The 25,908-nt window shown below is 70.3% G+C and carries 22 protein-coding genes; 13 read left to right on the top strand and 9 right to left on the bottom strand.

Annotated features, from left to right (window positions below; genetic code table 11):
• Positions 1-8: 8 nt before the first annotated feature.
• The 6 genes from QSJ97_RS11745 to QSJ97_RS11720 all read right to left on the bottom strand — a co-directional run bounded on the left by QSJ97_RS11745 (position 9) and on the right by QSJ97_RS11720 (position 4,357).
• Positions 9-599 carry a hypothetical protein gene (locus tag QSJ97_RS11745; protein ID WP_285671959.1) on the bottom strand — a complete coding sequence of 197 codons (591 nt, stop codon included), beginning with the start codon at positions 597-599 and terminating at the stop codon, positions 9-11.
• Positions 600-631: 32 nt separating this feature from the next.
• Positions 632-1,324 (bottom strand): lipoyl protein ligase domain-containing protein, encoded by a 693-nt coding sequence (locus tag QSJ97_RS11740; RefSeq protein ID WP_285671958.1) that lies wholly within the window; start codon positions 1,322-1,324, stop codon positions 632-634.
• Complete coding sequence (locus QSJ97_RS11735; RefSeq protein ID WP_285671957.1) at positions 1,321-2,028, bottom strand: 2-oxo acid dehydrogenase subunit E2; 708 nt, start codon at positions 2,026-2,028, stop codon at positions 1,321-1,323. The genes QSJ97_RS11740 and QSJ97_RS11735 overlap by 4 nt, the downstream gene beginning before the upstream one ends.
• Entirely contained in the window at positions 2,025-2,258 is a 234-nt protein-coding gene (locus QSJ97_RS11730; RefSeq protein ID WP_285671956.1) for a biotin/lipoyl-containing protein, read from the bottom strand. The genes QSJ97_RS11735 and QSJ97_RS11730 overlap by 4 nt, the downstream gene beginning before the upstream one ends.
• Before the next feature lie 72 nt (positions 2,259-2,330).
• Entirely contained in the window at positions 2,331-3,350 is a 1,020-nt protein-coding gene (locus QSJ97_RS11725) for an alpha-ketoacid dehydrogenase subunit beta (protein ID WP_285671955.1), read from the bottom strand.
• A 17-nt stretch (positions 3,351-3,367) separates the two neighbouring features.
• Positions 3,368-4,357, bottom strand: a complete 990-nt coding sequence (locus QSJ97_RS11720; RefSeq protein WP_285671954.1) for a thiamine pyrophosphate-dependent dehydrogenase E1 component subunit alpha — start codon at positions 4,355-4,357, stop codon at positions 3,368-3,370.
• Between the two features lie 927 nt (positions 4,358-5,284).
• Between QSJ97_RS11720 and QSJ97_RS11715 the strand changes: the two genes are divergently transcribed.
• The 9 genes from QSJ97_RS11715 (at position 5,285) to QSJ97_RS11675 (ending at position 15,574) form a co-directional block, all read left to right on the top strand.
• Positions 5,285-6,346, top strand: a complete 1,062-nt coding sequence (locus QSJ97_RS11715; protein WP_285671953.1) for a Gfo/Idh/MocA family protein — start codon at positions 5,285-5,287, stop codon at positions 6,344-6,346.
• A 10-nt stretch (positions 6,347-6,356) separates the two neighbouring features.
• Positions 6,357-7,226, top strand: a complete 870-nt coding sequence (locus tag QSJ97_RS11710) for an NAD-dependent epimerase/dehydratase family protein (protein ID WP_285671952.1) — start codon at positions 6,357-6,359, stop codon at positions 7,224-7,226.
• Between the two features lie 85 nt (positions 7,227-7,311).
• Positions 7,312-8,169 (top strand): sugar phosphate isomerase/epimerase family protein, encoded by an 858-nt coding sequence (locus QSJ97_RS11705; RefSeq protein WP_285671951.1) that lies wholly within the window; start codon positions 7,312-7,314, stop codon positions 8,167-8,169.
• Entirely contained in the window at positions 8,166-9,953 is a 1,788-nt protein-coding gene (locus QSJ97_RS11700) for a thiamine pyrophosphate-binding protein (protein WP_285671950.1), read from the top strand. Before QSJ97_RS11705 ends, QSJ97_RS11700 begins: the two co-directional genes overlap by 4 nt.
• Positions 9,950-11,389, top strand: a complete 1,440-nt coding sequence (locus QSJ97_RS11695; RefSeq protein ID WP_285671949.1) for an aldehyde dehydrogenase family protein — start codon at positions 9,950-9,952, stop codon at positions 11,387-11,389. Before QSJ97_RS11700 ends, QSJ97_RS11695 begins: the two co-directional genes overlap by 4 nt.
• Positions 11,390-11,465: 76 nt before the next feature.
• Positions 11,466-12,311, top strand: a complete 846-nt coding sequence (locus tag QSJ97_RS11690; protein ID WP_285671948.1) for an IclR family transcriptional regulator — start codon at positions 11,466-11,468, stop codon at positions 12,309-12,311.
• 120 nt (positions 12,312-12,431) lie between these two features.
• Positions 12,432-13,430: a tripartite tricarboxylate transporter substrate binding protein gene (locus QSJ97_RS11685; protein WP_285671947.1), complete on the top strand. Its 999-nt coding sequence runs from the start codon at positions 12,432-12,434 to the stop codon at positions 13,428-13,430.
• 64 nt (positions 13,431-13,494) lie between these two features.
• Positions 13,495-14,019: a tripartite tricarboxylate transporter TctB family protein gene (locus QSJ97_RS11680; RefSeq protein ID WP_285671946.1), complete on the top strand. Its 525-nt coding sequence runs from the start codon at positions 13,495-13,497 to the stop codon at positions 14,017-14,019.
• A gap of 28 nt (positions 14,020-14,047) precedes the next feature.
• Complete coding sequence (locus QSJ97_RS11675) at positions 14,048-15,574, top strand: tripartite tricarboxylate transporter permease (protein WP_285671944.1); 1,527 nt, start codon at positions 14,048-14,050, stop codon at positions 15,572-15,574.
• Positions 15,575-15,603: 29 nt separating this feature from the next.
• On the opposite strand, the gene QSJ97_RS11670 is transcribed toward QSJ97_RS11675, so the two are convergent.
• Positions 15,604-16,617, bottom strand: a complete 1,014-nt coding sequence (locus QSJ97_RS11670; protein ID WP_285671942.1) for a LacI family DNA-binding transcriptional regulator — start codon at positions 16,615-16,617, stop codon at positions 15,604-15,606.
• 151 nt (positions 16,618-16,768) lie between these two features.
• Here QSJ97_RS11670 and QSJ97_RS11665 point away from each other — a divergent pair, with 151 nt between their 5' ends.
• From QSJ97_RS11665 to QSJ97_RS11650, 4 genes are read left to right on the top strand one after another with little or no spacing between them, the layout of a single operon-like run.
• Positions 16,769-19,096 (top strand): DUF1989 domain-containing protein, encoded by a 2,328-nt coding sequence (locus QSJ97_RS11665; protein ID WP_285671941.1) that lies wholly within the window; start codon positions 16,769-16,771, stop codon positions 19,094-19,096.
• A complete protein-coding gene (locus QSJ97_RS11660) occupies positions 19,093-20,148 on the top strand; it encodes a quaternary amine ABC transporter ATP-binding protein (protein ID WP_285671940.1) in 1,056 nt (351 codons plus the stop codon). The genes QSJ97_RS11665 and QSJ97_RS11660 overlap by 4 nt, the downstream gene beginning before the upstream one ends.
• Positions 20,145-21,968: an ABC transporter permease gene (locus tag QSJ97_RS11655; RefSeq protein WP_285671938.1), complete on the top strand. Its 1,824-nt coding sequence runs from the start codon at positions 20,145-20,147 to the stop codon at positions 21,966-21,968. The genes QSJ97_RS11660 and QSJ97_RS11655 overlap by 4 nt, the downstream gene beginning before the upstream one ends.
• Positions 21,969-22,013: 45 nt before the next feature.
• Positions 22,014-22,964: an ABC transporter substrate-binding protein gene (locus QSJ97_RS11650; protein ID WP_285671937.1), complete on the top strand. Its 951-nt coding sequence runs from the start codon at positions 22,014-22,016 to the stop codon at positions 22,962-22,964.
• Between the two features lie 67 nt (positions 22,965-23,031).
• Here QSJ97_RS11650 and cysN read toward each other — a convergent pair whose 3' ends face one another.
• Entirely contained in the window at positions 23,032-24,933 is a 1,902-nt protein-coding gene (cysN, locus tag QSJ97_RS11645; RefSeq protein WP_285671936.1) for a sulfate adenylyltransferase subunit CysN, read from the bottom strand.
• The gene (gene cysD / locus QSJ97_RS11640) at positions 24,933-25,889 is read right to left on the bottom strand and encodes a sulfate adenylyltransferase subunit CysD (protein ID WP_285671935.1); all 957 of its coding nucleotides are present in this window, start codon (positions 25,887-25,889) and stop codon (positions 24,933-24,935) included. Before cysD ends, cysN begins: the two co-directional genes overlap by 1 nt.
• Positions 25,890-25,908: the final 19 nt, after the last annotated feature.

Raw genomic sequence — 25,908 nt, 5'->3', positions numbered from 1 at the left:
GCCCTCCCTCAGCCGCCGACCTCGGCCAGGCGCTGCTCGAGCGTCGGGCCGGCGGGCACGAAGGTGATGTCGGAGAAGCCGCGGTCGATATAGCCGCCATGCTCGACGGAGGAGCCGCCATAGCCGAAGCGCGGCCAGAGCGCCTTGTTGTCGTAGATCGCGAAATAGGCGGTCCAGCGCACGCCCTGGAAGAAGCCCTCGTGCTGGAAATGGCGCAGCAGCCCCTCGCGGGCATCCGGATCGGCGATCCCGGTATAGCCGGTGCCGTGCAGCGCGCGGGCCTGCGCCTCGATCCGGGCGAGCCCGTCGGTCAGCGCGGCGGCGTTCGCCGCATCGCCGGCCGCCTTGGCGGCGACGATCTCCACGATGGCCTCGTAGTGCGAGAGCTCCAGCAGGTCCGGATGGGGATAGATGTCCTGCACCATGCGCAGCAGCGTCGCGGACTGCCCGGCATCGAGCGCGGCGGCCCCGGACGCGCCGGCGATCCGCAGCATGCCGCCGGTGGTCACGCCGATCATCGCGGTGGAGAGCAGGAAGCGGCGGCGGCTGAAGCCCGTGCGGCCGCTCTCGGATGTCTGGCGGTGGATTGTTATGGTCATTGCTTTTTCCTCCCTTGGTGGGTGTGTCGCGGTCAGGCGGCGGGCGAGCTTTCGCCCAGCGCCGCGGCCAGGCGGTCCTCGGCGGCCCGGGCGACCGCGCCGATCAGCGCGCCCGGGCGCATCGTCCGCGGCAGGATCTCGGAGACCGCGAGATGGGCCTCCGGCTTCGGATCGACCCGCAGCCCGGCCGCGCGGTGGACATGGCCGAGCGCTTCCCAGAAGCGCGGCTCCGGGCGGTCGAGCAGCATGGCGGCATGGATCAGCGCGGTGCGGCGCCCCTCCGCAGCGCTCCAGCGCTGGGCGGTGCCGACGAGCTTGCGCCCGGCCACCGTCACGTTCCACCGGCCGTCGCAGAAGGCGCCCTCGACGGGGCCGGTGCCGGAGGCGATCTCGAAGCGGGTCAGCGCCTCGCGGAAGGCGCCGCAGATCAGCCCGTAGCCGGCCTCCAGCGTCAGCCCGGCGGCGGGCAGCACTATCGCGAGGTTGAGCACCGCCGGCCCCTGGGGCACGCCGCCGCCGCCGCTGGAGCGTGCCAGCACCGGCCAGCCCAGCCTTGCGCATTCCGCCCCGGCCTCGACGAAGCTGGCCCGGCGGGCCCAGGCCGCCGGCACCACCAGCGCCGGCGCTTCGGCCTGCCAGAGCAGCACCGCGGGCCGGCCGGCGGCGAGCAGCCCCGCCTCCCGCGCGATGCCCTCGGCCGCATCGGCAAGGCGGAGGGCGGTCATCCCGCGGTCCCCCCGATGCCCTCGATCTCCGTGCAGATCGTGCTCAGCACCTCGCCCGCCGGGGCGCCGTCGATGGCGCGGTGGTCGAAGGTCAGCGAGAGGCCGACGAAGGGGCGCATCTCCATGCCGCCCGCGGCCGACGGCATCGCCCGGTCGACGAGCCGCCCGATGCCGAGAATGGCGATCTGCGGCGCGTTGATGATCGGGGTGAACTGCTCGACCCGGGTGAGCCCGAGATTGCTGACGGTGAAGGTTCCGCCGGTCATCTCGGCGACGCTGAGCCGGTTGGCCCGCGCCCGGGCGGCGAGATCCTGCCGCGCGGCGCGGAGCTCGGACACCGCCATCTCGCCGGCGCCGAAGATCGCCGGCGCCACCAGCAGGTTGCCGGGCAGGGCGATCGCCACCGAGAGGTCGATCCCGGCGGCGAGATGCACCTCGCGCCCCTCCACCCGCCCGTTGATGTCCGGGTGCCGCTTCAGCGCCCGCACCGCGGCGAGCATCAGCAGGTCCTCGACCGAGGCCCTGGTGCCGGCCTCGGCCAGCCGGGCCTTCTCGGCGAGCAGCGCGGTCGCCTCCGCGCTGGCGTGATGGGTGAGCTGCGCCGCCGTGGCGAGGCTCTCCACCATGCGGTCGGCGATCATGCCGCGCACGCCCTTCAGCGGCACCACGCGGATATCGCTCGCGGCCTCGGCCGGGGCGGTCATTCCACCGTCCCGATCACGGCGCCCTTGGGCACCACCGCGTCGGCCTCCTCCTTGATGCGCACGATGCCCGAGGCCGGCGCGAGGATCTCGTACTGCACCTTGGCGGTCATGATCTCGGCGATCAGCGCGCCCTGCTCGACGCCGGCGCCGTCGTCGACCAGCCAGCTGGTGATGACGGCGTCCTCGTCCTCTTCCCAGAGGTCGGCGGGGATCTTGATCTCGGTGGCCATGTGGCACTCCTTCCCTGTCCGGAGCCGCCCCCGCGGCCCCGCTGCTGTGGTTCACTGATGTCGGCGATCGCCTCAGGCGGCGGTCATCTGCTCCCAGGCGGCGACGATCTTGTCCGGGTCGGGCAGGCAGAACTGCTCCATGACGCGGGCAAAGGGGATCGGCACATCGGGGAAGGCGACCCGCTTCGGCGCGGCCTTCAGCACCGAGATGTCGTGCTCGGTGACGCTGGCGATGATCTCGCCGGAGACGCCGTAGCTCATGTAGTCCTCGTCGACCACGATTAGCCGGCCGGTCTTGGCGACGCTGGCGCGGATCGTCTCGCGGTCGAGCGGCACGAGGCTGACGAGATCCACGACCTCGGCGCTCACCCCCTGCTCGGCGAGCCGGGCGGCCGCCTTCAGCGCGTGATGCACGCCGATGCCGAGGCTGACGATGGTGACGTCGCTGCCTGCGCGGGCAATCTTCGCCTTGCCGATCTCGAGCGCATAGCTCTCCTCCGGCACATGCACCGTGGCGCCCGGCTCGGTGCCGAGCCAGCCCATGCCCTGAAGGCCCTTGTGATACATGTAGACCACCGGGCTGTCGTCGCGCAGCGCCGCGGTCATCAGCCCCTTGGCGTCATAGGCGTTGGACGGCGCCACCACCTTCATCCCCGGCAGATGCGCGAAGGTGCCATAGACGCATTGCGAGTGCTGCCCGGCATCGGAATAGCCCCCGCCGGTCGAGGTCATCAGCACCATCGGCACCCTGAAGCTGCCGCCGGAGAAATAGATGTTCTTGGCCATCAGGTTGTAGATCGCGTCGAAGCAGACGCCGAAGAAATCGACGAACATCAGCTCGACCACGGGGCGCATCCCGTCCTGCGCCGCGCCGACGGCGGCGCCGATGAAGGCGGTCTCGGAGATCGGGGTGTCGCGCACCCGCTCGGTGCCGAACTCGTCGAGCAGCCCGCGGGTGTTGCCATAGACGCCGCCGAGCGCGCCGATATCCTCGCCCATCACGAAGACGGTGGGGTCGATCCGCATCTCCTGCGCGACGGCCTCGGCCATGGCGCGGGCGATGGTGAGCTTTCTCTCGTTGGGTTTGGTCATTCTCGTGTCCTCCGTGCTCAGGCGGCAAAGACGCGGGTCAGCGCGTCCTCGGGGGCCGGGTCGGCGCTCTCGCGCGCGAAGGCGATGGCGGCATCGACGCGGGCCGCGGCCGCGGCCTCGATCCCGGCGAGTTCGGCCTCGGTGGCGCTGCCCTCGTCCAGCATCCGCGCGCGCATCGCCGGGATCGGGTCGCGGGCGAACAGCGCGTCCTTCTCGCCCTCCGGCCGGTAGCCCTCGGCATCGCCCATGAAGTGCCCGGCGAGGCGGAAGGTCTCGACCTCCAGCAGGCTCGGCCCCTCGCCGGCCCGCGCCCGCGCGATCGCCTCGCCGGCGGCGGCATGGATCGCGTAGGGGTCGTTCCCCTCCACCCGCACGCCCGGAATGCCATAGGCGGCGGCGCGCACATGGTTGTGCGCCACCGCGGTGGAGGCGCGTTTCGACACCGAGATCCCCCAGGCGTTGTCCTCGATCACGCAGACGAAGGGCAGCTGCCAGACCGCGGCGAGGTTCATCGCCTCGTGCCAGCCGCCCTGGTTCACCGCGCCCTCGCCGACGAAGGCCACCGCCACCCCCGGCTTGCCCTGCATCTTGCGGCTCAGCGCGGCGCCCACCGCCGGGCCCATGCCCTGCGCGATGATGCCGGAGCAGGCGAAGTTCACATCCGCGTCGAAGATGTGCATGTGCCCGCCGCGCCCGCCGGAGAGGCCGGTGGCCTTGCCGAAGATCTCCGCCGCCATGCGGTCGAGATCCACGCCCTTGGCGATCGCCTGGTGGTGCGGGCGATGGGTGGCGGTCACCACGTCATGCGGCTCGAGATGCGCGCAGACGCCGACCGCCACCGGCTCCTGCCCGTCGGAGAGGTGCATCTCGCCGGGGATCGGCCCCTTGGCCATGTTGAAGACCGGCGTCTTGCCCTCGAAATAGATCTTCGCGATGGCCTCCTCGAACCGGCGGCTCGTGACCATCATGCGATACATCCAGTGCTGCTCGTCGCGTGTCGGTGACATGCGCCCTTCCTCCCGTTGCTTCCCAGCGGTGCGGCTATCGTTGCCGCGTTCCTGGCAGCGACGTTGGGGCGGCCATGCGCGGGGAACAATGCGGATCTTCCGCGGCCGGGCAGCCGGGGCCGCAACTGTCTCAGCCTGCGCCAGGGTGAGACAGGCTGCGACAGGGGCGGGCAGCGAGCGGACAGGCCAGGGCGCCGCCCGGCCGCGCGGCGGCTGCCTGATTCGCGCCGCCGGAGGGCTTCCGCGCGCGGCTTGGCGCGCCCCTTCCGGGCGCAGCGCGGTGCGGATGCCGATATGGCTGGCCCCCGCCCTTCGGAGCGGGTGCGGACCTGCGGGCGGCTGGTGGAGCTGGCTCGCAGGGCTGGCGCTGGCGCGATCTCCCCGTCCGATCCCGCAGGGCCTGGAGGAGGCTCGCGGCCGGTCATGCGTCGCGGTCCCGGCTGCCCCGCGGTGCAGGGCCTCATCGCCCTGTGCCTCGGCGGGGGGCGTCGTCGAGACGGGCGGGATCGCGGCTTTGCTCAACGAGCAGCAGGTCGCGCAGGGGTTTGCAATTATATCCCATAATGTGGGATATGCTTTCCGAATCACGGGAGCGCGCCGCAGGGCGCTCGGATCGCGCCGGTTCGCCCTGCCCTGGAGTGGAGGGTGCGAATGCGCGGCTTTCGCCACCTGATCGGGAATTTTGCACCGCAATACAGGCGCTTCCCGGTTTGGGAAATGCCCATGGTGCCGGCATGAACCACCTGAAGGCACGGCATTCTTGCCCTGCAAAGCCGGAACCCCCTCACGCATTCCTCCGGGCTGGCCATGCCGTGTTGCCATCCCTAGCTGGCATCTATCCTGCATTTTCAGATCATATCCCATATTATGGTTTGACATGCCGCGATCTCGTCCCGTATCACGGAGTCACAGGGGAGGAGACAGCCAATGACCCGTCTCAAGGTCGCCACCGTCGGAGCCGGATTCTTCAGCCGCTATCACTATGATGGCTGGGTCCGGATCGCCGATGCCGAGCTCGTGGGCCTTGCCTGTGCCCGCGACAGGGCTCGGGCCGAGGCGGTCGCCAGGCAGCACAATGTCGGGAAGGTCTTTCAGGATGTCGAAGAGATGCTGGAGGCAACCCGCCCCGACATCCTCGACATCATCACCCCGCCGGCGACCCACGAGCGCTTCGTCGAGGCCGCCCTCGCGCGCGGCATCCATGTGATCTGCCAGAAGCCGCTGGCGCCCGATCTCGCCGCCGCCCGGCGCATCGCCGCCCGTGCCGAGGCCGCCGCCCCGCGCGTGGTCGTGCACGAGAACTGGCGCTTCAAGCCCTGGTTCCGCGAGATCCGGCGGCTGCTCGAGGCCGGCGAGATCGGCGAGGTCCATGGCGCCGCGTTCCGCCTCCGCACCGGCGACGGGCAGGGGCCGCGCGCCTATCTCGATCGCCAGCCCTATTTCCAGGAGATGCCGCGCTTCCTGATCCACGAGACCGGCATCCATCTGATCGACTGCTTCCGCTTCCTCTTCGGCGAGATCGCCGCCGTCAGCGCAAGGCTGCGCCGGCTGAACCCGGCCATCGCGGGCGAGGATGCGGGCATCGTGCTGATCGACTTCGCCAGCGGCGCCGCCGGCATTCTCGACGGCAACCGCCTCGTCGACCACGAGGCCGAGAACACCCGCCTCACCGCGGGCGAGATGCTGGTCGAGGGCGCGCATGGCCAGATCCGGCTGCTCGGCAGCGGCGATATCGAGATCCGCAAGCCCGGCGCGCGGTTCCGCCGCCACGCCTACACTTGGGAGAACCGGGGCTATGCCGGCGACTGCGTGCATGCGCTGCAACGCCATGTGACGGCGCATCTGCTGCACGGCGCGCCGCTCGAGAACACGGTCGCGGACTATCTGCCGAACCTGCATGTCGAGGAGGCCTGCTACCGCTCGCACGCCTCGGGCCGCAGGGTGGAGATCGGCGAGATCGCGGCAGAGGAGAAGAACCATGCCCAATGAGGGAGAGACAATGCCACTGAAGACCCTGATCACCGGCGGCGCGGGGCGGCTCGGCCGCTATGTCACCGCGGAGATGACGGCGCATGCCGAGGCCACGGTGATGGACCTGAAGCCACCGCATCAGGAGGTCCCTTTCGTCGAGGGCTCGGTGCTGGATTTCGACCTGCTGAAGCGGAGCTTCGCCGGCCAGGAGGTGGTGGTTCATCTCGCGGCGATCCCGAACCCGCGCACCGCGCCGGCGGACGTGACCTTCCACACCAATGTGCAGGGCAGCTGGAACGTGCTGCAGGCGGCGGAGGAGGCCGGCGTGCGCCGGGTGGTGATGATCTCCTCCGATGCCGTCACCGGGCTGCACTACAACCCCGAGAACTGGGGGCCGCAATACCTGCCGGTGGACGAGGCGCATCCGCTGCGCCCGACCGAGTTCTACTCGCTCAGCAAGGAGGTGGGCGAGGTGATGTGCCGCTGCTATGCCACCCGCGGCAAGCTGGAGATCGTGGTGATCCGGCCGGGGCACATCGTGTTCCCGCAGGAATATCCCGAGCTGGCCGACCGCGGCAGCGACCCGGACAATTACCATATCTGGACCTATGTGGCGCCCGAGGACGTGGCGCAGGCGATCCGCCTCGCCGCCACCGTGCCGGGGCTGACCTACGAGACCTTCTTCGTGCTGGCCGGCGATCTTTTGGGCGAGGAGCCGACGCTGGAGCGCGCGAAGCGCCGCTTCGGGCTGACCGACGCGCAGATCGCCAGGCCCGAGCTCTATGCCGCCGATCCGCTGGCCGGGATCTTCGACATCTCCGCCGCCAGGGAGAAGCTCGGCTATGCGCCGAAGATCGGCTGGCGCGAGATGTTCGCCCGCGCCGAGGCCGCCGAGTGAGCCGCGACCGGGACACCGGACAGGGCCGGCGAGACGGCCAGCGACAAGACCCGGGGCAGGGCCCGGGACAAGGGGAGACCACGTCATGCCGACAGCCGATTACGGGCTGAACCTCTATGGCTACACCTTCGGCCACACCGCCGCCGAGGCGCTGCGCGCGGCCGCCGCGATGGGCTTTCGCCGGGTGGAGCTGATGATGTTTCCGGGCCATCTCTGGCCACCGGAGATGGGCGCTGCCGACCGGCGCGCGCTGGCCGGCGTGCTGGCCGAGACCGGGATCGCGGTCACATCGGTCAACCAGCCCAATATCGACATCAACCTGGCCGCGGCGGCGCCCGAGGCGCGCGAGCTCTCGCTCACGCTGGTGCAGCGGATGATCGAGACGGCCGGCGAGTTTGGCGGGCGCTACGTGATCCTCGGCCCGGGCAAGATCAACCCGCTGATGCCGATGCCCAAAGGCGAGCGGCTCGGCCATTTCCACCGGGCGCTCGACCGGCTGCTGCCGATTGCCCGCGGCCACGGCGTGCAGGTGCTGGTGGAGAACATGCCCTTCACCTTCCTGCCCGACGCCGCGGGGCTGATGGATGCGGTGGAGGCCTACGGCTCGGACGAGCTCGGCGTGATCTACGACGTCGCCAACGGCTTCTTCATCGGCGAGGCGCTGGCGCCGGCGCTGGCGCGCATCGGCGACCGACTGCGGCTGGTCCATGCCTCCGACACCGGCCGCAAGGTCTATCGCCACGATCCGGTGGGCCGCGGCGAGATGGATTTCGCCGCCATCGGCGAGACGCTGGCCGCCGCCGGCTGGGCCGAGCAGCCGGTGCTCGAGATCATCGGGCTCTCCGACAACCTGGATGCCGAGATGCTGGAGAGCGCCGCCGCGCTGGATGCCGCCGGCTGGGCGCGCTTCGCCGCCGCCGGAGAAGAGAGGAACGTGGCATGAAACGCATGAAGGGTGCGGACGTCATCGCCGACGTCCTCGTGCAGGAGGGCGTGCCCTACGTCTTCGGCATCTGCGGCCACGGCAATGTCGGGATGATCGACGCGCTGCACGAGCGGCAGGACCGGATCACCTTCGTCTCGCCGCGGCACGAGCAGACCGCGGGGCACATGGCCGACGCCTATTTCCGCGTGGCGCACAAGCCGGTGGCGACGCTGACCAGCTGCGGGCCGGGCTCGGCCAACATGCCGATGTCGCTGGCCTGCGCGCAGGCCGACAGCTCGGCCTTCCTGGCGATCACCGCGAACGTGCCGACCTCGCAGTTCAACCGCGGGCCGTTCCAGGAGAGCTACCACCACTACCAGGCCGATTTCCCCTCGGTGGTGCGGCCCTATGTGAAGCGCAGCTTCCAGCCCTCGCGGGTCGACATGCTGCCGGTGGCGATGCGCCAGGCGATGCATCTGATGACCTCGGGGCGCCCCGGGCCGGTCAATCTCGACGTGCCCTACAACGTCTTCCAGGAGGAGGATGCGGTCACGCTGCCGGCGGTGCGCGGCGGCGCGCCGGTGAACCGGCTCGGCGCCTCGCCCGAGGACGTGGCGCAGACCGCCGGGATGCTGCTGTCGGCCGAGCGCCCGCTGATCTTCATCGGCCACGGCGTCACGCTCTCCGAGGCCGGGCCGGAGCTCACCGAGCTGGTCGACCGGCTCGGCATCGCGGTGGTGATGTCGCCCAACGGCATGGGCGCGCTCGACATGGCGCATCCGCTCAGCCTCGGCTTCATCGGGCGCAACGGCACCTATGCGGCCAACGAGGCGGGGCGGCGCTGCGACGTGCTGCTGACGCTGGGCGCGCGCTTCGACGACCGCTCCTCGAGCTCCTGGAAGCAGGGCTACAGCTGGAACATCCCGCCGACGCGGCTGGTCCAGGTGGATATCGACGTCGCCGAGATCGCGCGGAACTACGACCCCGCGCTCGGCGTCTGCGCCGATATCCGGACCTTCCTGCGCCAGCTGCTGGCGGAGATCGAGGCCCGCGGCGGGGCCGATGCGGCGCGCCGCCGGGGCGCCCACTGGCGCGAGCGGATCGCCGGCTGGAAGGCCGAGTGGGAGGCCCATATCCGCCCCGCCTTCCTTGCCGACACCTCGCCGATGCGGCCCGAACGCGTGGTGCGCGAGGTGCAGGGCGCGCTGCCGGAAGATGCGATCCTGGTCTGCGACAGCGGCGTGCATCACAACTGGTTCATGCAGTTCTGGCAGGCCCGCCGGCCGCAGCGGATGCTCAACACCTGGGGCTTCTCGGCGATGGGCTTCGGGGTGAGCGGGGTGCTCGGCGCCAAGCTCGCGGCGCCGCAGAGCCCCTGCGTCGCGGTGGTCGGCGATGGCGGCTTCACCATGACCCCGCATGTGCTCTGCACCGCGGTGGAATACGACATCCCCGTGGTCTGGGTGATCTGGAACAACTACGCCTGGGGGGCGATCCGCGACCTGCAGCTCGGCCCGTTCGGCGGGCGGGAGCTCAACACGAGCTTCACCGCGGGCGACAACCAGGCGCCCTACAACCCCGATTTCGGCGCGATGGCGCGGGCGCACGGCGTCGAGGGCGTCAAGGTCTCGAGCGCCGGCGAGTTCGGCGATGCGCTGGCCCATGCGATCGCCGCCAACAAGCCCTTCGTCATCGACGCCGAGGTCGACGTCAACGTGAAACCCCAGTCGGTCGGGACCTGGGAGCTGCCGCCGCTGCGCCACCCCGAGCCCGCCTTCGGCCTGCCCTGGAGCCCGGCATGACCAAAGCGATGCAGGACGTGATCGACGTCCGCCACCTGATCGCCGGCGAGTGGATCGCCAGCCCCGCCACCGATGTCACCACCGATCCCTATCGCGGCACCGCGGTGGCCCGGGTCGCCCGCGGCGATGCCGGGGTGGTGGACCGCGCCGTCGCCGCCGCCCGCGCCGCGGCGCCCGGGGTCGCCGCGATGCCGGCGCATGAGCGGGCCGCGATCCTGCACCGGGCGGCGGCGCTGATCGTCGAGCGTGCCGGCGAGATCGGCGAGACCATGGCGCGCGAGACCGGCAAGGCCCTCGGCGATGCCACCGGCGAGGTGCGCCGCTCGCAGGACACCATGACCCTCTCGGCGGAGGAGGCGGTGCGCATCGAGGGCAGCCACGTGCCGCTCGACGCCTCGGCGATGGGGTCGGGCAAGATCGCCTTCATGCTGCGCTTCCCGGTGGGGGTGGTGGGGGCGGTGACGCCCTTCAACGCGCCCTTCAACCTAGCCTGCCACAAGATCGGGCCGGCCTTCGCCGCGGGCAATGCCTGCGTGCTGAAGCCGCCGCCGCAGGCCGCGGCCGTGGTCGACCGGCTGGCGCGGATCTTCGAGGATGCCGGGGCGCCGCCGGGGGCGCTGAACGTGGTGCATGGCGGGGCCGATGTCGGCAGGGCGCTGGTCGCCGATCCGCGGGTGGATTTCGTGACCTTCACCGGCTCCTCCGGCGCCGGCGCCGCGATCAAGGCGGCCACCGGGCTGCGCCACGTGGCGCTCGAGCTCGGCGGCGCCGGGCAGACCATCGTCCATGCCGACGGCGATCTCGAGCGTGCCGCGCCGATGGTGGCGCGCAACGCGATGCGCCTGGCCGGGCAGAGCTGCATCTCGGTGCAGACGGTCTATGTCCACCGCTCGGTGCTCGCACGCTTCACCGAGATGGTGGTGGCGGAGGTCGAGCGGCTGGTCACCGGCGACCCGCTGGCCGAGGGCACCGATATCGGCACGCTGATCGACGAGGCGGCGGCGCGGCGGGTCGAGAGCTGGATCGCCGAGGCCCGCGCCGGCGGCGCCCGCATCCTGACCGGCGGCACGCGGCAGGGCGCCGCCGTGACGCCCACGGTGATCGCCGATCCGCAGCCGACCGACAGGGTGGTCTGCGACGAGGTCTTCGGCCCGGTGGTCAGCCTTGTCGGCTATGACGACATCGAGGCGGTGTTCCGCAGCGTGAGCGAGAGCCGCTATGGCCTGCAATGCGGGATCTTCACCGCCTCCAACGCGGTGATGCTGCGCGCCTATCGCGCGATCCGCACCGGGGGGCTGATCGTCAACGGCACCTCGACCTGGCGCACCGACCAGCTCGCCTATGGCGGGGTGAAGGACAGCGGCATCGGCCGCGAGGGCCCGCGCTATGCGATCCGCGACATGACCGAGGAGCGGATGATCCTGTTCAACATGTGATGCGCCGGCACGCAGCGGAGCCGGTTTCCACCGCCGGCCCGGGCCGATATCGTGAGATCCGATCTGGAGATATGGAATGAGGGACGCTTTGGACAACAGCGACACAGCCGCGAAACCGGCGGGCAAGCCCCGCGAGGCGAAGAGCGAGACCGGCGTCCAGTCCATCGCGCGGGCGGCGACGATCCTCGAGACCGTTGCGCTGGCGCGGGAGGGGATCGGGCTTGCCGATCTCTCCAAGGCGGTGGGCCTGCATTCCTCCACCGCCTTCCACATCGCCAAGACGCTGCACATGCAGGGCTTCCTGCGCCAGGACCCGGAGACCAAGAAGTACCGCATCGGGGCGCGGCTGTTCAGCCTCGCCGCCGGCGCGCTCGACGAGCAGGAGCTGTTGCAGATCGCGCGGCCCTTCCTCAAGGAGCTCAGCCGGCTGAGCGGCGAGGGCAGCCATGTCGCGGTGCGCGTCGGCGAGGGGGTGGTGATCGTCGACACGGTGGAGGGCGGCGCCTCGGTGCGCATGGCCGAGCGGGTCGGCGCCCAGCGGCCCTGGCACGCCACCGCGATCGGCAAGGTGATCCTGACCGGGCTGTCCGAAGCCGAGCTGGCGGAATACCTCGCCACCGCCCCCTTCGAGAGCTTCACCGCCAAGACCATCACCGAGGCCGAGGCGCTGCGCCAGGAGGTCGAGACCGTGCGCGCCAGGGGCGTCGCCTTCGACGATGGCGAATTCGACCCCGAGGCGCGCTGCCTCGCCGCCCCGGTCATCGACTTCCGCGGCCGCGTGATCGCCGCCGCGGGCATCACTGCCCCGGTCTGGAGGCTCAGCCTCCAGAAGCTCGGGGAGGTGACCGAGATCCTGCAGGACGTCGCGAGCCGGCTGTCGCTGGCCTGCGGCCATACGCCAACCCAGCGGAAAGGAGACTGAGCCCCCGGGGCGCCCGCGCGCCCCGCCAGCGCCCGCCGGTTCCGGCCGGGCAGAGACAAGCAACGGAGTCGATCTCCAGGCGCGGGCCGTCGCCATCAACGGCCACCAAGGGAGTACACCATGAAACGACTGCTTCATGCCGCCGCGGCGGCAGCCGCCCTCCTCATGCCTGCCGCACCGGCCGCGGCCGACGGTTTCCCGGCCCGCGCGATCGAGGATTCGGTCTTTGCCTCGCCCGGCGGCGCCACCGATTTCACCAACCGCCTGGTGATGGCGAAGATGGAGGAGATCCTCGGCACCACCATCGCGGTGCAGAACCGCACCGGCGGCGGCGGCGCGGTGGCGATGCACCATGTCTGGTCGCGCCCGCATGACGGCTACAGCCTGCTCGGCGCCTCCGAGGCGATGCAGTCGGCGGCGGTGCTCGGCTTCGTGCCCTGGACCTCGAAGGACTGGCACTGGTTCATGGTGGCCGGGGCGCCGGGCACCATCGCGGTGCGCGCCGACTCGCCCTATCAGACGCTCGACGAGCTGATCGCCGCGGCGAAGGCGAACCCCGGCACGATCAACGTGGCGCATGCCAATATCGGCTCGGTCTGGCACCTGAAGGCGCTGGCGCTGGCGCGCGCGGCGGGGGTGCAGTTCAACTCGGTGCCCTATGAGGGCAGCAACCCGGCGCAGATCGCGGCGCTCTCGGGCGAGGCCCATGCGGTGATCTCGGGCATGTCGGAGCAGGCGGAATACCTGCGCGGCGGCGAGATGCGCGCGCTGGCGGTGATCGAGATGGAGCCCTTCCAGCTCGACGACATCGCGATCCCGGCGGCCGGCGACAGCTTCCCCGACATCGCGAAGATCCCGGCCAGCCAGTGGGTCGGCTTCGCGGTGCCGGCGGATATCCCGGCCGAGGCGCTCGCGGTGCTCAACGCCACCTTCGACGCCGCCATGCAGGACCCGGAGCTGCGCAAGACGCTGACCGACCGCGCCATGGGCATCATGGGCCATCGCGGCGAGACGGCGATGGCGCGGCTCGTCGCCATGGAGAGCGCGGTGGGCTGGACGCTGCAGGACCTCGGCATCGCCGCGGTCGATCCGGCGAGCCTCGGCATCGCCAAGCCCTGACAGCGGCGGCGGGAGGGCCCTGCGCGCCCTTCCGCCCGCCATGCAGAAACGACAAGGAAACACCATGGGAAGCCGCGAAAACCTGCGCCGCGCCGATCTCGTCACCGCGCTCCTGCTGATCGTGCTGGGCGGCGCGGTGCTCTGGCAGGCGCTCGAGATGCCCTGGACCAAGAGCTTCGGGATGCCGACGAAATGGTATCTCTCGCCCGGACTGTTCCCCGCCATCCTCGGCGTGCTGCTGATCTGGTTCGCGGCCCAGGTGGCGCTGCGGGCGCTGCGCGAGGGGGCGCTCCGCGGCTTCGGCCCCTGCGTGCTGCAGCTGCTGGCCGGGCTGCCGCGCAACCGCGCGGTCTGGCGCTCGGCGCTCGCGCTCCTGCTGATCGGCGCCTATGTGCTGCTCGGCCTCGGCAAGCTGAACTACTATCTCGCCACCTCGCTCTTCTGCCTCGCGATGATGGCGGCCTTCCACCGGCCCGGCGGCAGGTTCTTCGACCTTCGCGGCTTCGGCCTGATCCTGGCGGTGAGCCTGCTCGGCCCGCTCGCGGTCGGCCAGGTCTTCAGCCGCGCCTTCCAGGTGCCGCTGCCCTGAGGGCGGCCGCGAAGAGGGGGACACCGCAATGTACATCTTCGACATGCTGCACGAGATCGCCGGCATGCTGTCGCCGGTGCCGATGCTGGTGATGTTCGCCAGCACCGCGCTCGGCATCGTCTTCGGCGTGCTGCCGGGGCTGACCGCGACGCTGGCGGTGGCGCTGCTCAGCACCATCACCTTCCGGCTGTCGCAGGAGACCGCGCTGATCGCGCTGATCGGGGCCTATGTGGGGGCGGTCTACGGCGCCTCGCAATCGGCGATCCTGATCGGCATTCCCGGCACCTCGGCGGCCGCCGCCACGGTGCGCGACGGGCACCGGCTGGCCAAGCAGGGGCGCGGCGGCGAGGCCATCGCCAACGCCACCTTCGCCTCGATGATCGGCACCATCTTCGGCCTTGTGGTGATGATGCTGGTGATGCCGCTGATGGTGCGGCTGGCGCTGCAGTTCACCTCGATCGAGTTCTTCCTGCTGGCGCTGTTCGGGGTGCTGATCTGCGGCTCGCTGACCTCGGAGGACATGGCCGCCAAGGGCTGGATCGCGGGCATCCTCGGGCTGCTGGTCTCCACCGTCGGCATCGAGACGATCCAGGGCTACAACCGCTTCACCTTCGGCGTGCCGGAACTGATGGGCGGCATCGAGTTCGTGCCGGTGATCCTCGGCGCCTTCGCGATCCCGCAGATCGTGCGGGGGCTGCGCGACCTCGACCCGCAGACCGCGGGGCGCCTCGAGATCGGCAAGCTGCTGCCGGATTTCGGCTTCCTGCGCCGCTGCAAGGCGCTGATCGCGCGCTCCGGGCTGATCGGGGTGGGGATCGGCTCGATCCCGGGCGTGGGCGAGGATATCGCGGCCTGGGCCTCCTATGACGCCGCCAAGCGCGCCGACGACGATCCCGACAGCTTCGGCCAGGGCAACATGCGCGGCGTGATCGCCCCGGAGGTGGCGGCCAATTCCTGCATCGGCGGCGCCATCATCCCGGTGCTGACGCTCGCGGTGCCGGGCTCGCCGCCGGCGGCCATGCTGCTCGGCGCGATGTGGCTGCACGGGCTCCGCCCCGGCCCGATGCTGGCCAGCGAGAACCCCGAGATCATCGCGCAGATCGGCGCCTATCTCTTCTGGGGGGCGATCGCGATCTGCGTCTGCGGGCTGATCCTGGTGCGCCTCACGGTGCTGGCGCTGCGGGTGCCGGCCTCGATCTTCCTGCCGATGGTGGCGGTGGTCTCGGTGCTCGGCTCCTATGCGCTGGGCCTCAACACCTTCAACGTGATGCTGATGTTCGCCTTCGGCGCGGTGGCCTATCTGCTGGAGGAGATGAAGTATCCGGTGGCGCCGCTGGTGATCGGGCTGATCCTCGGCAACATGGCCGATGTCGGGCTGCGCCGGGCGCTGCTGACCACCCAGGGCGACGTGCTGGCCTTTCTCGAGCGGCCGGTGGCGCTGGTCTTCCTCGGGCTGATCCTGCTCTCGCTGTTCGGGCGGGCGGGCTGGCTGAAGGGCCTGATCGGCGCCGGGCGCCGGCGGATCGGGATGCGGCCGCGCAGCTCCGGCAAGTGAGCCCCGCGGCCCTCCCCGGAAGGGGAGGGTCAGCCGCCGCGCCGGCGGGTCGATTCGCGGATCTTGAGGGCGGTGGGCAGGCAGATCGGCCGGGCCGGGACCTCGTTCTCCACCCAGTCCGCCATCGCCTCGGCGGCGCGCCGGCCCATCTCCTCCGCCGGCAGATGCACGGTGGAGAGCCGGGGTGCCGTCACCGCCGCGCTCGGCAGGTCGTGCAGCCCCATCACCGAGACTGCCTCCGGCACCGCGATGCCTGCCCGCTGCAGCTCGAAGAGCACGCCGAGGGCCTGCACGTCGGAGGCGCAGAGGAAGGCGTCGAACGGCGCGCCGGAGGCCAGCGCCATCGCCGCCGCCCGCGCCCCGCCGGCCACCGTGAGCGCGCTCTCGAACCGGGTGAGCACGACATCCGCCGGCGCGCTCTCAAAGCCGGCCAGGCGCTCGCGCGTGCGGTCGTTGTGCTCGGCCGGGTTGTGCACCACGGCGATCCGCCGGTGGCCGAGCCCGACGAGATGCGCCAGCGCGATGCGGCCCGCCTCGCGGTTGTCGTAGCCGATCGTGGGCAGGTGATAATTCGCGTCGTAATACGAGATCACCACCGCCGGCACCGCGGTGTGCTCGATCAGCGCATGCAGGGTGTCGTGATGCGTGATCCCCGAGAGGAACAGCCCCTCGACGCCGATATCGAGCAGGCCCTGCGCCTTCCGGGCCTCGACCTCCGGGTCCTCGCCGGTGGTCGCGACCACGAGCGACAGCCCGAAATCGCCGAGCCGGCTCTCGATCGCGTCGATGGTGCTGGCGAAGATCGCGTTGTCGAGGGTGGGGATCAGCGCGCCGAGGATCTTCGAGCGCCCGGTGTTGATCGCCCGCGCCGCGGCGCTGCGCACGAAGTGCAGCTCCGCCATCGCCGCCTCGACGCGCCGCCTGGTCTCGGCCTGCACCACATCCGGCGTGTTGAGCACCCGCGAGACCGTGGCGACGGACACCTCCGCCGCCCGGGCCACATCGCGCAGATTGGCCCGCTTCTTTCCGCGTCTGACTGTCATCGGGCAAGTGTAGTCCAATTATGTAACCGGTTTCAAGAAATCCTTGACAGCAGGGGGGAGGCTGCGTTGAAACTGGTTACATGAGCGTCACGGGCCGCTTCGCCAGAGGAGCCCGCGGCGCGGTGGCAACCGTCATGCCCCGGGGGAGCAGGTGTTCGACAAGGCCGTCAATCGCGAGTTCCGCAATGTGGGATATGCCGGCGCGCGCCGGGCCTTCCCGGGGTTTCCGCCGAGATCCGCGGCGCTGCGCGAGCTGCTGGCGCCGCGGGCGCTGCTCCGCCTCGACATGGCGGAGGGCGACATCCTCGCCGCCCAGCCGCTCGGGCAGGGGCAGGCGCTGGCGCTGCTGGTGCTCGACCGGCGCGGGCAGCCGCGGCCCGGGCTGCTCGGCCTCGCCGCCGATGCGCCGCTCGCCGCCGATAGCTTCGAGAGCGCGCCGCTGCTCGGCTGGATCGCCGGCCAAGGCGGCGCGGCGGCGGTGCCGCTCCGCGCGGCCGAGGTGCCGCTGGCCGGGCTCGCCGTGCTGAAGGCGGCGGCGGCCTGCACGGTCTGGGCGATCCGGCCCGTCGCCGCGGCGGAGCTGGTCGGCGCCGCCTCCGCCGGGCTCGTCGAGATCTCCCTCAAGCGCGCGGCCGATGGCAATGGCGTGCCGCTGCCGCCCGCCCTCGGAGAGGTGCGCGAGGAGTTCACCGTGCGGCGCGGCACCGCGCGGGCCTACGAGCTGGAGCCGGGCGAGATCGTGCAGATCATCGACATCGAGGGCCAGCAGTGCTCGGACTTCATGGCGCTGCGCCGCGATCCGCTCGAGACCGGCGCCGAGATGATGATCGACACCACCGCGACCCGCTCGATGGTGCGCGGCGCCTATCCCGCGCCGGGGCTGCTCGACAAGTTCTTCGACCGCGATCTGCGCCCGATGATGAACCTGGTGCAGGATACCTGCGGCCGGCACGACACCTTCGGCATGGCCTGCACCGCGCGCGGCTACGAGGAGCGCGGCTTTCCCGGCCATCTCAACTGCTCGGACAACATCTCCGGCGCGCTCGAGCCCTGGGGCGTGGGCCATCGCCCGGCCTGGCCGGCGATCAACTTCTTCTGGAACACCTGGATCGACGCCCGCTCGCACGGGCTGATGACCTCGGAGAGCCATTCCCGCCCCGGCGACTATGTCGCGCTCCGGGCGATGGACCGGCTGGTCTGCGTCAGCACCGCCTGCCCGGACGATCTCGACCCGATCAACGGCTGGAACCCGACCGATGTGCATGTGCGCATCTACCGACCCGACGCGCCGATCCGGCGCGCGATTGCGTTTCGCGAAAAGGAAGACGCGGCGATGTCGATCAGCCAGGAGAGCGCCTTTCACCCGGCGACCTCGAAGCTCACCACCCACTTTGCCGCGGCGCGCGATCTCTGGGCGCCGGTGAGCTATCCCGGCCTCGGCACGCTCGGCGAATACTGGGCCTGCCGCGAGCGGGCGACGCTGCAGGACATGTCGAGCCTGCGCAAGTACGACATCGTCGGCCCGGATGCCGAACGGCTGCTGCAGCGGGCGATCAGCCGCGACGTCTCGCGCCTCGCGGTCTGGCGCGGCACCTATGCGCTGATCTGCGACGAGGCCGGCGCGGTGGTGGACGACGGCACGCTGTTCCGGCTCGGCCACGAGCTGTTCCGCTGGTGCTGCGGCTCCGAGGAGAGCGGGCGGGTGCTGGCCGCGATCGCCGAGGCGGAGGGGCTGCAGGCGCGCATCCACGGCATGGGCGGGGCGCTGCCCAACCTGGCGCTGCAGGGGCCGCGCTCGCGCGACATCCTGCGCGAGATCGTGTTCACGCAGCCCACGGTGCCGGCGCTCGAGCATCTGAAATGGTTCGGCGTGACGGTGGCGCGGCTGAACGACCGCGACGGCATCCCCTTCATGCTGGCGCGCTCGGGCTATACCGGCGAGCTCGGCTACGAGCTCTTCTGCGCGCGCAGCGATGCCCCGGCGCTCTGGGACGCGGTGATGGCGGCGGGCGCGGCGCATGGCATCGCGCCGATGGGCTCGGCGGCGCTCGAGACGATCCGCATCGAGGCCGGGCTCGCCGCGGCGGGGGCGGAATTCGCGCCCGGGGTGGACGCCTTCGAGGCCGGGCTCGGCTTCGCGGTCAGCCTCGCCAAGAGCGATTTCACGGGCAAGGCGGCGCTCGCCCGCAATGCGCGCGATCCGCGGCGGATGCTCAGGGGGCTGATGCTGGCGGGCGACGAGGTGCCGGCGCATGGCGATCACGTGCTGGCCGGCGAGCGCCCGGTGGGCGCGATCACCTCGGCCACCTGGTCGCCGATCCACGAGCGCGCCATCGCCATGGCGCGGATCGCGGTGGAGCATGCCGATACGGGGACCGAGCTTTCGGTGGGCCAGCTCGACGGGCGCATGAAGCGCCTGCCGGCCACCGTCTGCGACATCCCCTTCTTCGATCCGAAACGCGAAAGGGCACGGGCATGAGCGATGCGGTCGTCGAACTGGAAGGTGTCTGGAAGGTCTTCGGGAGCCGCGCTGCCGAGGCCATGTCGGCGATCCGCGCCGAGGGCATCGGCAAGCCGGAGGTGCTGGAGCGCTATGACGCGGTGGTCGGCGTCAAGGATGCCAGCTTCTCGGTGGGCGAGGGCGAGATCTTCTGCCTGATGGGGCTCTCGGGCTCGGGAAAATCGACGCTGGTGCGCCACATCAACCGGCTGATCGAGCCGACGGCGGGCACCATCCGCATCCTCGGCGAGGATATCGGCCAGATGCGGACCGAGCCGCTCAGGGCGCTGCGGGCGACCAAGATCGGCATGGTGTTCCAGAACATGGCGCTGCTGCCGCACCGCTCGGTGCGCGACAATATCGGCTTCGCGCTCGAGCTGCGGGGCATGGACGCCTATCACCGCGCGCAGCTCGCCGATGTGGCGCTCGAGAAGGTCTCGCTGCACGGCTATGGCGACCGCCTGCCCTCGGAGCTTTCCGGCGGCATGCAGCAGCGCGTCGGGCTGGCCCGGGCGCTGGCGGCGGACCCCGAGATCCTGCTGATGGACGAGCCCTTCTCGGCGCTCGACCCGCTGATCCGGCGCAACCTGCAGGACGAGTTCCTCGGCCTCTCGGCCAACCTGAAGAAGACCACCGTCTTCATCACGCACGACCTCGACGAGGCGATCCGCATGGGCGACCGCATCGGCATCATGAAGGATGGCGAGATCGTGCAGATCGGCACGGCGGAGGACATCGTGACCGCCCCGGCCGACGACTACGTGGCCGATTTCGTCGCCGGGATCTCGCGGCTCAAGCTGGTCTCGGCGGCCAAGATCATGGTGCCGCCGGGCGCCTTCGAGGCGCAGCACGGGCCGCTCGACCTCGCGCGTGACCACCCGGTGGCGCGGCCCGAGGACGATCTCGACCGGCTGGTCGAGCTCAGCACCCATGCCGATCTGCCGGTGCTGATCAAGGCGGAGGACAAGGTGCTGGGGGTGGTCGACAAGAACACCCTGCTGCACGGCCTGCAGGGGAGCAGCACGGAATGAGCATCGCCCAGGGAACCGGCGCCGAGCAGCGCATCACCGACGACCGCGACGTCTCGGTCGGCGCCTTCACCGGCAGCGAGGAGCGCTATTTCTCGCATGCCTTCGAGCATATCCAGCGGGGCGACCTGCCGCGCTGGCATCTCAACCTGCCGGCGCTGCTGGTCCCCTGGTTCTGGGCCGCGTTCCGCGGTGTCTGGCTGATGTTCTGGATCGCGCTGGCGGTCGACGTGATCGCCGTCACCTGCCTGATGCAGGTGGTGAAGTTCGCGCCGCTGCTGGCCGAGGCCGAGGCCAATCCGGCGGAGAACACGGTGCTGATCGAGCGCTACTCGCGCTGGATCGCGACCTATGGCACCGCCGGGGCGATCATCTTCGTGGCCGGGCGGCTCTGGCTCGCCAGCAGCGCCAACCGCTGGTACTACGCGCAGTATACCCGCTGGCGGATCCGCCCCGAGGTCTCCAGCGGCACCAGCACGCGGCGGGTGGTGCTCGCGGCGCTGATCATGGCGCTGGTGGTGCCGCTCACCACCTACCGCGCGACGCAGCAGCGGCTCGACGAGCGCGCCTGCCTCAAGCAGATCCGCTCCGTCGAGGAGCTCGGGAAGATGCTGGCGGCCAGCGGCGCCGCCGATGCCGCGGCGCTGCGGGCGGGGCTGGCGGCGCAGGCCGAGACGCTCGCCGGCGAGCGGGCCGCCATCGATGCCCTGGCCGAGCGCACGCAGGCGCAGAAGGCGCGCCGCGCCGCCATCCGCAAGGAGCTGCGCGGGGTCAACCGCGACATCCGCACCATCGACGAGGTTGCCGGGATCTCGCTGAAGGACCGCTTCGACTGCTGGTTCATCGACGATTTCCCGACGCTGGCACGGATCGAGCCGCCGGCCGACGTGATCTATCGCCGGGTGCCCGACGAGGCCGCCATCGCCGCCGGCGACACCGGCGCCACCATGGTGCTGCGCGAGGTGAAGCCGCCGGTCGAGGGCAGGGTGGTCAACATCTTCACCTACAGCGCCGAGAGCATCGACATCTCGATCAACTATCTGCGCGCCTCCTTCGCCGGGATCTTCGATGCGATGACGCATGTGCTGCGCCAGTCGCTGATCCTGGTCGAGACCGCCTTCATGCAGACCCCATGGCCGGTGATCGCCTTCCTCTTCATCGCGCTGAGCTGGGCCTATACCGGGCCGGGCACGACGCTCTTCGTGGCCTCCTCGCTCGGCTTCCTCGCGGTCTTCGAGCTCTGGCAGGTGGCGATGCAGACCATGGCGCTGGTGGTGGTGGCCACCGGGCTCTGCGTGATCATCGGCCTGCCGGTGGGGATCTGGATGGCCAAGAACAAGTGGGCGCGCTGGATCACCGAGCCGATCCTCGACGTGATGCAGACCATCCCCTCGCTCAGCTACCTGGTGCCGGCCGTCGCCTTCTTCGGCATCTCGCAGCCGCCGGCGGTGATCGCCACCGTGGTCTTCGCGATGCCGCCGATGATCAAGCTCACCGCGCTCGGCATCCTGCAGGTGCCCGAGACCACCAAGGAGGCGGCGATGGCCTTCGGCGCCTCGGAGCGGCAGCTGCTCACCAAGGTCGAGCTGCCGATGGCGGTGCCCTCGATCATGGCCGGGCTCAACCAGACGATCATGCTGGCGCTCTCGATGGCCACGATCTCGGCCTTCATCGGCGCCGAGGGGCTGGGCGCCATCGTCACCGCCGCGCTCGGCGATGCGCAGGCCGGCAAGGGCCTGCTCGCCGGCATCGCCATCGCCCTGGTCGCGATGATGATCGACCGCATCCTCAAGGGGATCCGGGCCTCGTTCAGCCGGATCTGACGCAAGACCCACGGCAACGACGACAACGACAACAAGGAGTATCACATGAAGACCATCAGCAAGTATGCCGCGATCGCCCTGCTGGCCGGCACCAGCCTCGCCGGGGCGCAGGAGAAGGTGATGATCTCGGATCTGAGCTGGAACGGCGCCCGCGCCATCGGCCATGTGCTGGCGGCGGTGATCAACGGGCCGATGGGCTCGCAGGCGGAGATCGTCACCGGCATGAACCAGCAGCCGGTGATCTTCGCCGGCATGGACAAGGGCGACGGCTCGATCGACGTGCACACCGACATGTGGATGCCGAACTGGCAGGCCGCCTGGGACCAGTACATCGTCGACAACGAGACGGTGGACCACAACCAGCCCTACAAGGGCACCTCGAACCTCTACGTGCCGTCCTACATGGCCGACCGGGTAAGCTCCATCGACGACCTGAACAACCCCGAGATCGCGGCGATGTTCGACACCGACGGCGACGGGCTCGGCGAGTACTGGGCCGGCGACGTGACCTGGGCCTCGACCAAGCGCTGGCAGATCAAGTTCAAGTCCTACGGGCTCGACGGGCTCTGGGAGCCCAACATCGTCTCGGCCGACACCTTCAAGGCCGGGCTCGCCGCGGCCTATGCCTCGTCCAAGCCGCAGCTCTTCTACCACTGGACCCCGGAGGCGCTGCACGTGCAGTACGACCTCACCGCGCTCGAGGAGCCGGAGCGTTTCGATGGCTGCGAGGATGTCGATCTGGACGCCGAGAACTGGCTCGAGGTCTCGCATTTCGAATGCGTGATCGCGCCCAACGACATCTATGTCGCCTTCTCCAAGTCGCTCTGGGAGCGCAACCCGGCGGTGGCGAAGATGCTGAAGAACGTGCAGTTCAACGGCAACGAGATCAACGGCTGGATCGTCGAGATGTTCACCAACAAGCGCGACCCGCAGGAGGTCGCCGAGGAGTGGATCGAGGAGAACCCGGACATCGTCAACGGCTGGATCAACGGCTGACGGGCCGGGCGGCAGGCAGGGGGCCGCGGCGCGCGGCCCCCGTTCTCGCGGCCCCTGATGCCGCGGATCAGATCCGGCCGGTCTGGCGCAGATGCGCCACCACGCGCTCGGCCAGCTCCTCGGGGGCGGCCTCGGCGCTCTTCAGCGTGACCTCCGGGGCGAGCGGGCGCTCGTAGTCGGAATCGATCCCGGTGAAGTTCTTCAGCTCGCCGGCGCGGGCCTTCTTGTAGAGCCCCTTCGGATCGCGCGACTCGCAGACCTCGAGCGGCGTGTCGACGAAGACCTCGATGAACTCGCCCTCGTCCATCATCGCCCGCGCCATCTGCCGCTCCGAGCGGAACGGCGAGATGAAGGAGACCAGCACGATCAGCCCGGCATCGGCCATCAGCCGCGCCACCTCGGCGACCCGGCGGATGTTCTCCACCCGGTCCTGGTCGGTGAAGCCGAGATCCTTGTTGAGCCCGTGGCGGACATTGTCGCCGTCGAGCAGATAGGTACGCTTGCCGGCGGCGTGCAGCTTCTGCTCCACCATGTCGGCAACGGTGGACTTGCCCGCGCCCGAGAGCCCGGTGAACCAGAGCACGCTCGGCAGGTGGCCGCTGGCGCGGATGCGGGCGGCCTTGTCCACCTTCATCTCGTGCCATTCGATGTTGCTCGCCCGGCGCAGCGCGAAGTCGATCACCCCGGCGCCGACGGTGGCGTTGGTGTAGCGGTCGATCAGCACGAAGGAGCCGGTCTGCCGGTTGGCGCCATAGGCGTCGAAGGCGACCGGCCGGTCGAGCGCGAACTTGCAGTAGCCGACCTCGTTGAGCTCGAGCGTCTTCGCCGCGAAATGGTCGAGCGAGTTGACATCGACCCGGTGCACCAGATCGGTGATCTGCGCGGTCGCCGAGGCGGTGGCGAAGCGGACCAGATAGGGCCGCTCGGGCAGCATCGCCTCGCCGTCCATCCAGATCAGATGCGCGGCGAACTGGTCGGCCACCTGCGGCTTCGGATCGCCGGCGGCCAGCAGGTCGCCGCGGCTGATGTCGATCTCGTCCTCGAGCACGACGGTCACCGCCTGGCCGGCGGCGGCGCTGTCGAGATCGCCCGAGGGGCCGAGGATGCGCGCGACCCGGCTCGCCTTGCCGGTGAGGCTCGCGGTCACCTCCATGCCGCGATGCACCCGGCCCGCGGCGATGGTGCCGCTGAAGCCGCGGAAATCGAGATTGGGGCGGTTGACCCACTGCACCGGCATCCGGAACGGGGCGTCCACCGCGGCGCGGCGGATCTCCACCGTCTCCATGATCTCGATCAGCGGCGGGCCGTCATACCAGCCCATCTCGGTGCCCCGGTTGAACACGTTCTCCCCGGTCAGCGCCGACAGCGGCACGCAGCGCACGTCCTCGATGCCGAGGCGCTCGGCGAAGGCGCTGTAGGTATAGGCGATCTCCTCGAAGGTGCCCTGGTCGTAGTTCACCAGGTCCATCTTGTTCACCGCCAGGATCACGTGGCGGATGCCGAGCAGCGAGACGATGAAGCTGTGCCGCCGGGTCTGGGTCAGGATGCCCTTGCGCGCGTCGATCAGGATGATGGCGAGCTCGGCGGTGGAGGCGCCGGTGGCCATGTTGCGGGTATACTGCTCGTGGCCCGGCGTGTCGGCGGCGATGAACTTGCGCTTCTCGGTCTCGAAATAGCGATAGGCGACATCGATGGTGATGCCCTGCTCGCGCTCGGCCTGCAGCCCGTCGACCAGCAGCGCGAGGTCGATGTTCTCGCCCTGGGTGCCGAACTTGCGGCTCTCGGTCTCGGTGGCGGAGAGCTGGTCCTCGAACACGGTCTTGCTGTCGTAGAGCAGCCGGCCGAGCAGGGTCGACTTGCCGTCATCCACCGAGCCGCAGGTCAGGAAGCGCAGCTGGTCCTTCTTCTCCTGCTGCGCGATGAAGCCGTCGAGATCGAAGGCGGCGGGCGCATTCTTGCGGTCCAGCATCAGAAATACCCTTCCTGCTTCTTCTTCTCCATCGAGCCGATCTGGTCCTTGTCGATGACCCGGCCCTGGCGCTCGGAATGGCGCGACTGCAGGAGCTCCACGATGATGTCGGAGACGCTGGCGGCGGCGGAGTCCACGGCCCCCGTCAGCGGGTAGCAGCCGAGCGTGCGGAAGCGCACCTGGCGCATCTCGGGCGTCTCGCCGGGCTCGAGCGGCAGGCGCTCGTCGTCGCGCATCACCATCACCCCGTCGCGCATCACGATCGGGCGCTTCGCGGCGAAATAGAGCGGGACGAGGGGGATGTTCTCGCGGCGGATATACTGCCAGATGTCGAGCTCGGTCCAGTTCGAGAGCGGGAAGACGCGCACGCTCTCGCCCTTGGCGATGCGCGTGTTGTAGAGGTTCCAGAGCTCCGGGCGCTGGTTCTTCGGGTCCCAGCGATGGGCCTTGCTGCGGAACGAGAAGACGCGCTCCTTGGCGCGGGATTTCTCCTCGTCGCGCCGGGCGCCGCCGAAGGCCGCGTCGAAGCCGTACTTGTCGAGCGCCTGCTTCAGCCCCTCGGTCTTCATCACGTCGGTGTGCAGGCGCGAGCCGTGGCTGATCGGGCCGATGCCGCGGGCCACCCCCTCCTGGTTGATGTGCACGATCAGGTCGAGCCCGAGCCGCGCCGCCGTCTCGTCGCGGAAGGTGATCATCTCCCGGAACTTCCAGGTGGTGTCGACATGCAGCAGCGGGAAGGGCGGCTTGCCGGGGGCGAAGGCCTTCATCGCGAGATGCAGCATCACCGCGCTGTCCTTGCCGATCGAGTAGAGCATCACCGGGTTGCGGAACTCCGCCGCCACCTCGCGGATGATGTGAATGCTCTCGGATTCGAGCCGGTCGAGATGGGTCAGGCCCGCCGAGCCCGTTCCCCCTGCCGCCCCGGCCTCGTCGTGGTCTGCCTCGGTGATCTGCATCGGTGCTTCCCGTCCGGTG

Source organism: Paralimibaculum aggregatum, from assembly GCF_030270585.1.
Classification (GTDB): domain Bacteria; phylum Pseudomonadota; class Alphaproteobacteria; order Rhodobacterales; family Rhodobacteraceae; genus Thermohalobaculum; species Thermohalobaculum aggregatum.
Note: the sequence above shows the minus strand (reverse complement) of the source record. Positions and strands in the feature narration are given on the sequence as shown.

Excerpts from the sequence above, each read along its gene's own strand:
- QSJ97_RS11670 (WP_285671942.1), bottom strand. The coding sequence starts at position 16,617 with ATGACAGTCAGACGCGGAAAGAAGCGGGCCAATCTGCGCGATGTGGCC.
- QSJ97_RS11705 (WP_285671951.1), top strand. The coding sequence starts at position 7,312 with ATGCCGACAGCCGATTACGGGCTGAACCTCTATGGCTACACCTTCGGC.
- QSJ97_RS11690 (WP_285671948.1), top strand. The coding sequence starts at position 11,466 with ATGAGGGACGCTTTGGACAACAGCGACACAGCCGCGAAACCGGCGGGC.
- QSJ97_RS11715 (WP_285671953.1), top strand. The coding sequence starts at position 5,285 with ATGACCCGTCTCAAGGTCGCCACCGTCGGAGCCGGATTCTTCAGCCGC.
- QSJ97_RS11660 (WP_285671940.1), top strand. The coding sequence starts at position 19,093 with ATGAGCGATGCGGTCGTCGAACTGGAAGGTGTCTGGAAGGTCTTCGGG.
- QSJ97_RS11655 (WP_285671938.1), top strand. The coding sequence starts at position 20,145 with ATGAGCATCGCCCAGGGAACCGGCGCCGAGCAGCGCATCACCGACGAC.
- QSJ97_RS11735 (WP_285671957.1), bottom strand. The coding sequence starts at position 2,028 with ATGACCGCCCCGGCCGAGGCCGCGAGCGATATCCGCGTGGTGCCGCTG.
- QSJ97_RS11675 (WP_285671944.1), top strand. The coding sequence starts at position 14,048 with ATGTACATCTTCGACATGCTGCACGAGATCGCCGGCATGCTGTCGCCG.
- QSJ97_RS11685 (WP_285671947.1), top strand. The coding sequence starts at position 12,432 with ATGAAACGACTGCTTCATGCCGCCGCGGCGGCAGCCGCCCTCCTCATG.
- QSJ97_RS11650 (WP_285671937.1), top strand. The coding sequence starts at position 22,014 with ATGAAGACCATCAGCAAGTATGCCGCGATCGCCCTGCTGGCCGGCACC.
- QSJ97_RS11730 (WP_285671956.1), bottom strand. The coding sequence starts at position 2,258 with ATGGCCACCGAGATCAAGATCCCCGCCGACCTCTGGGAAGAGGACGAG.
- QSJ97_RS11700 (WP_285671950.1), top strand. The coding sequence starts at position 8,166 with ATGAAACGCATGAAGGGTGCGGACGTCATCGCCGACGTCCTCGTGCAG.
- cysD (WP_285671935.1), bottom strand. The coding sequence starts at position 25,889 with ATGCAGATCACCGAGGCAGACCACGACGAGGCCGGGGCGGCAGGGGGA.
- cysN (WP_285671936.1), bottom strand. The coding sequence starts at position 24,933 with ATGCTGGACCGCAAGAATGCGCCCGCCGCCTTCGATCTCGACGGCTTC.
- QSJ97_RS11745 (WP_285671959.1), bottom strand. The coding sequence starts at position 599 with ATGACCATAACAATCCACCGCCAGACATCCGAGAGCGGCCGCACGGGC.
- QSJ97_RS11710 (WP_285671952.1), top strand. The coding sequence starts at position 6,357 with ATGCCACTGAAGACCCTGATCACCGGCGGCGCGGGGCGGCTCGGCCGC.
- QSJ97_RS11720 (WP_285671954.1), bottom strand. The coding sequence starts at position 4,357 with ATGTCACCGACACGCGACGAGCAGCACTGGATGTATCGCATGATGGTC.
- QSJ97_RS11740 (WP_285671958.1), bottom strand. The coding sequence starts at position 1,324 with ATGACCGCCCTCCGCCTTGCCGATGCGGCCGAGGGCATCGCGCGGGAG.
- QSJ97_RS11680 (WP_285671946.1), top strand. The coding sequence starts at position 13,495 with ATGGGAAGCCGCGAAAACCTGCGCCGCGCCGATCTCGTCACCGCGCTC.
- QSJ97_RS11725 (WP_285671955.1), bottom strand. The coding sequence starts at position 3,350 with ATGACCAAACCCAACGAGAGAAAGCTCACCATCGCCCGCGCCATGGCC.
- QSJ97_RS11695 (WP_285671949.1), top strand. The coding sequence starts at position 9,950 with ATGACCAAAGCGATGCAGGACGTGATCGACGTCCGCCACCTGATCGCC.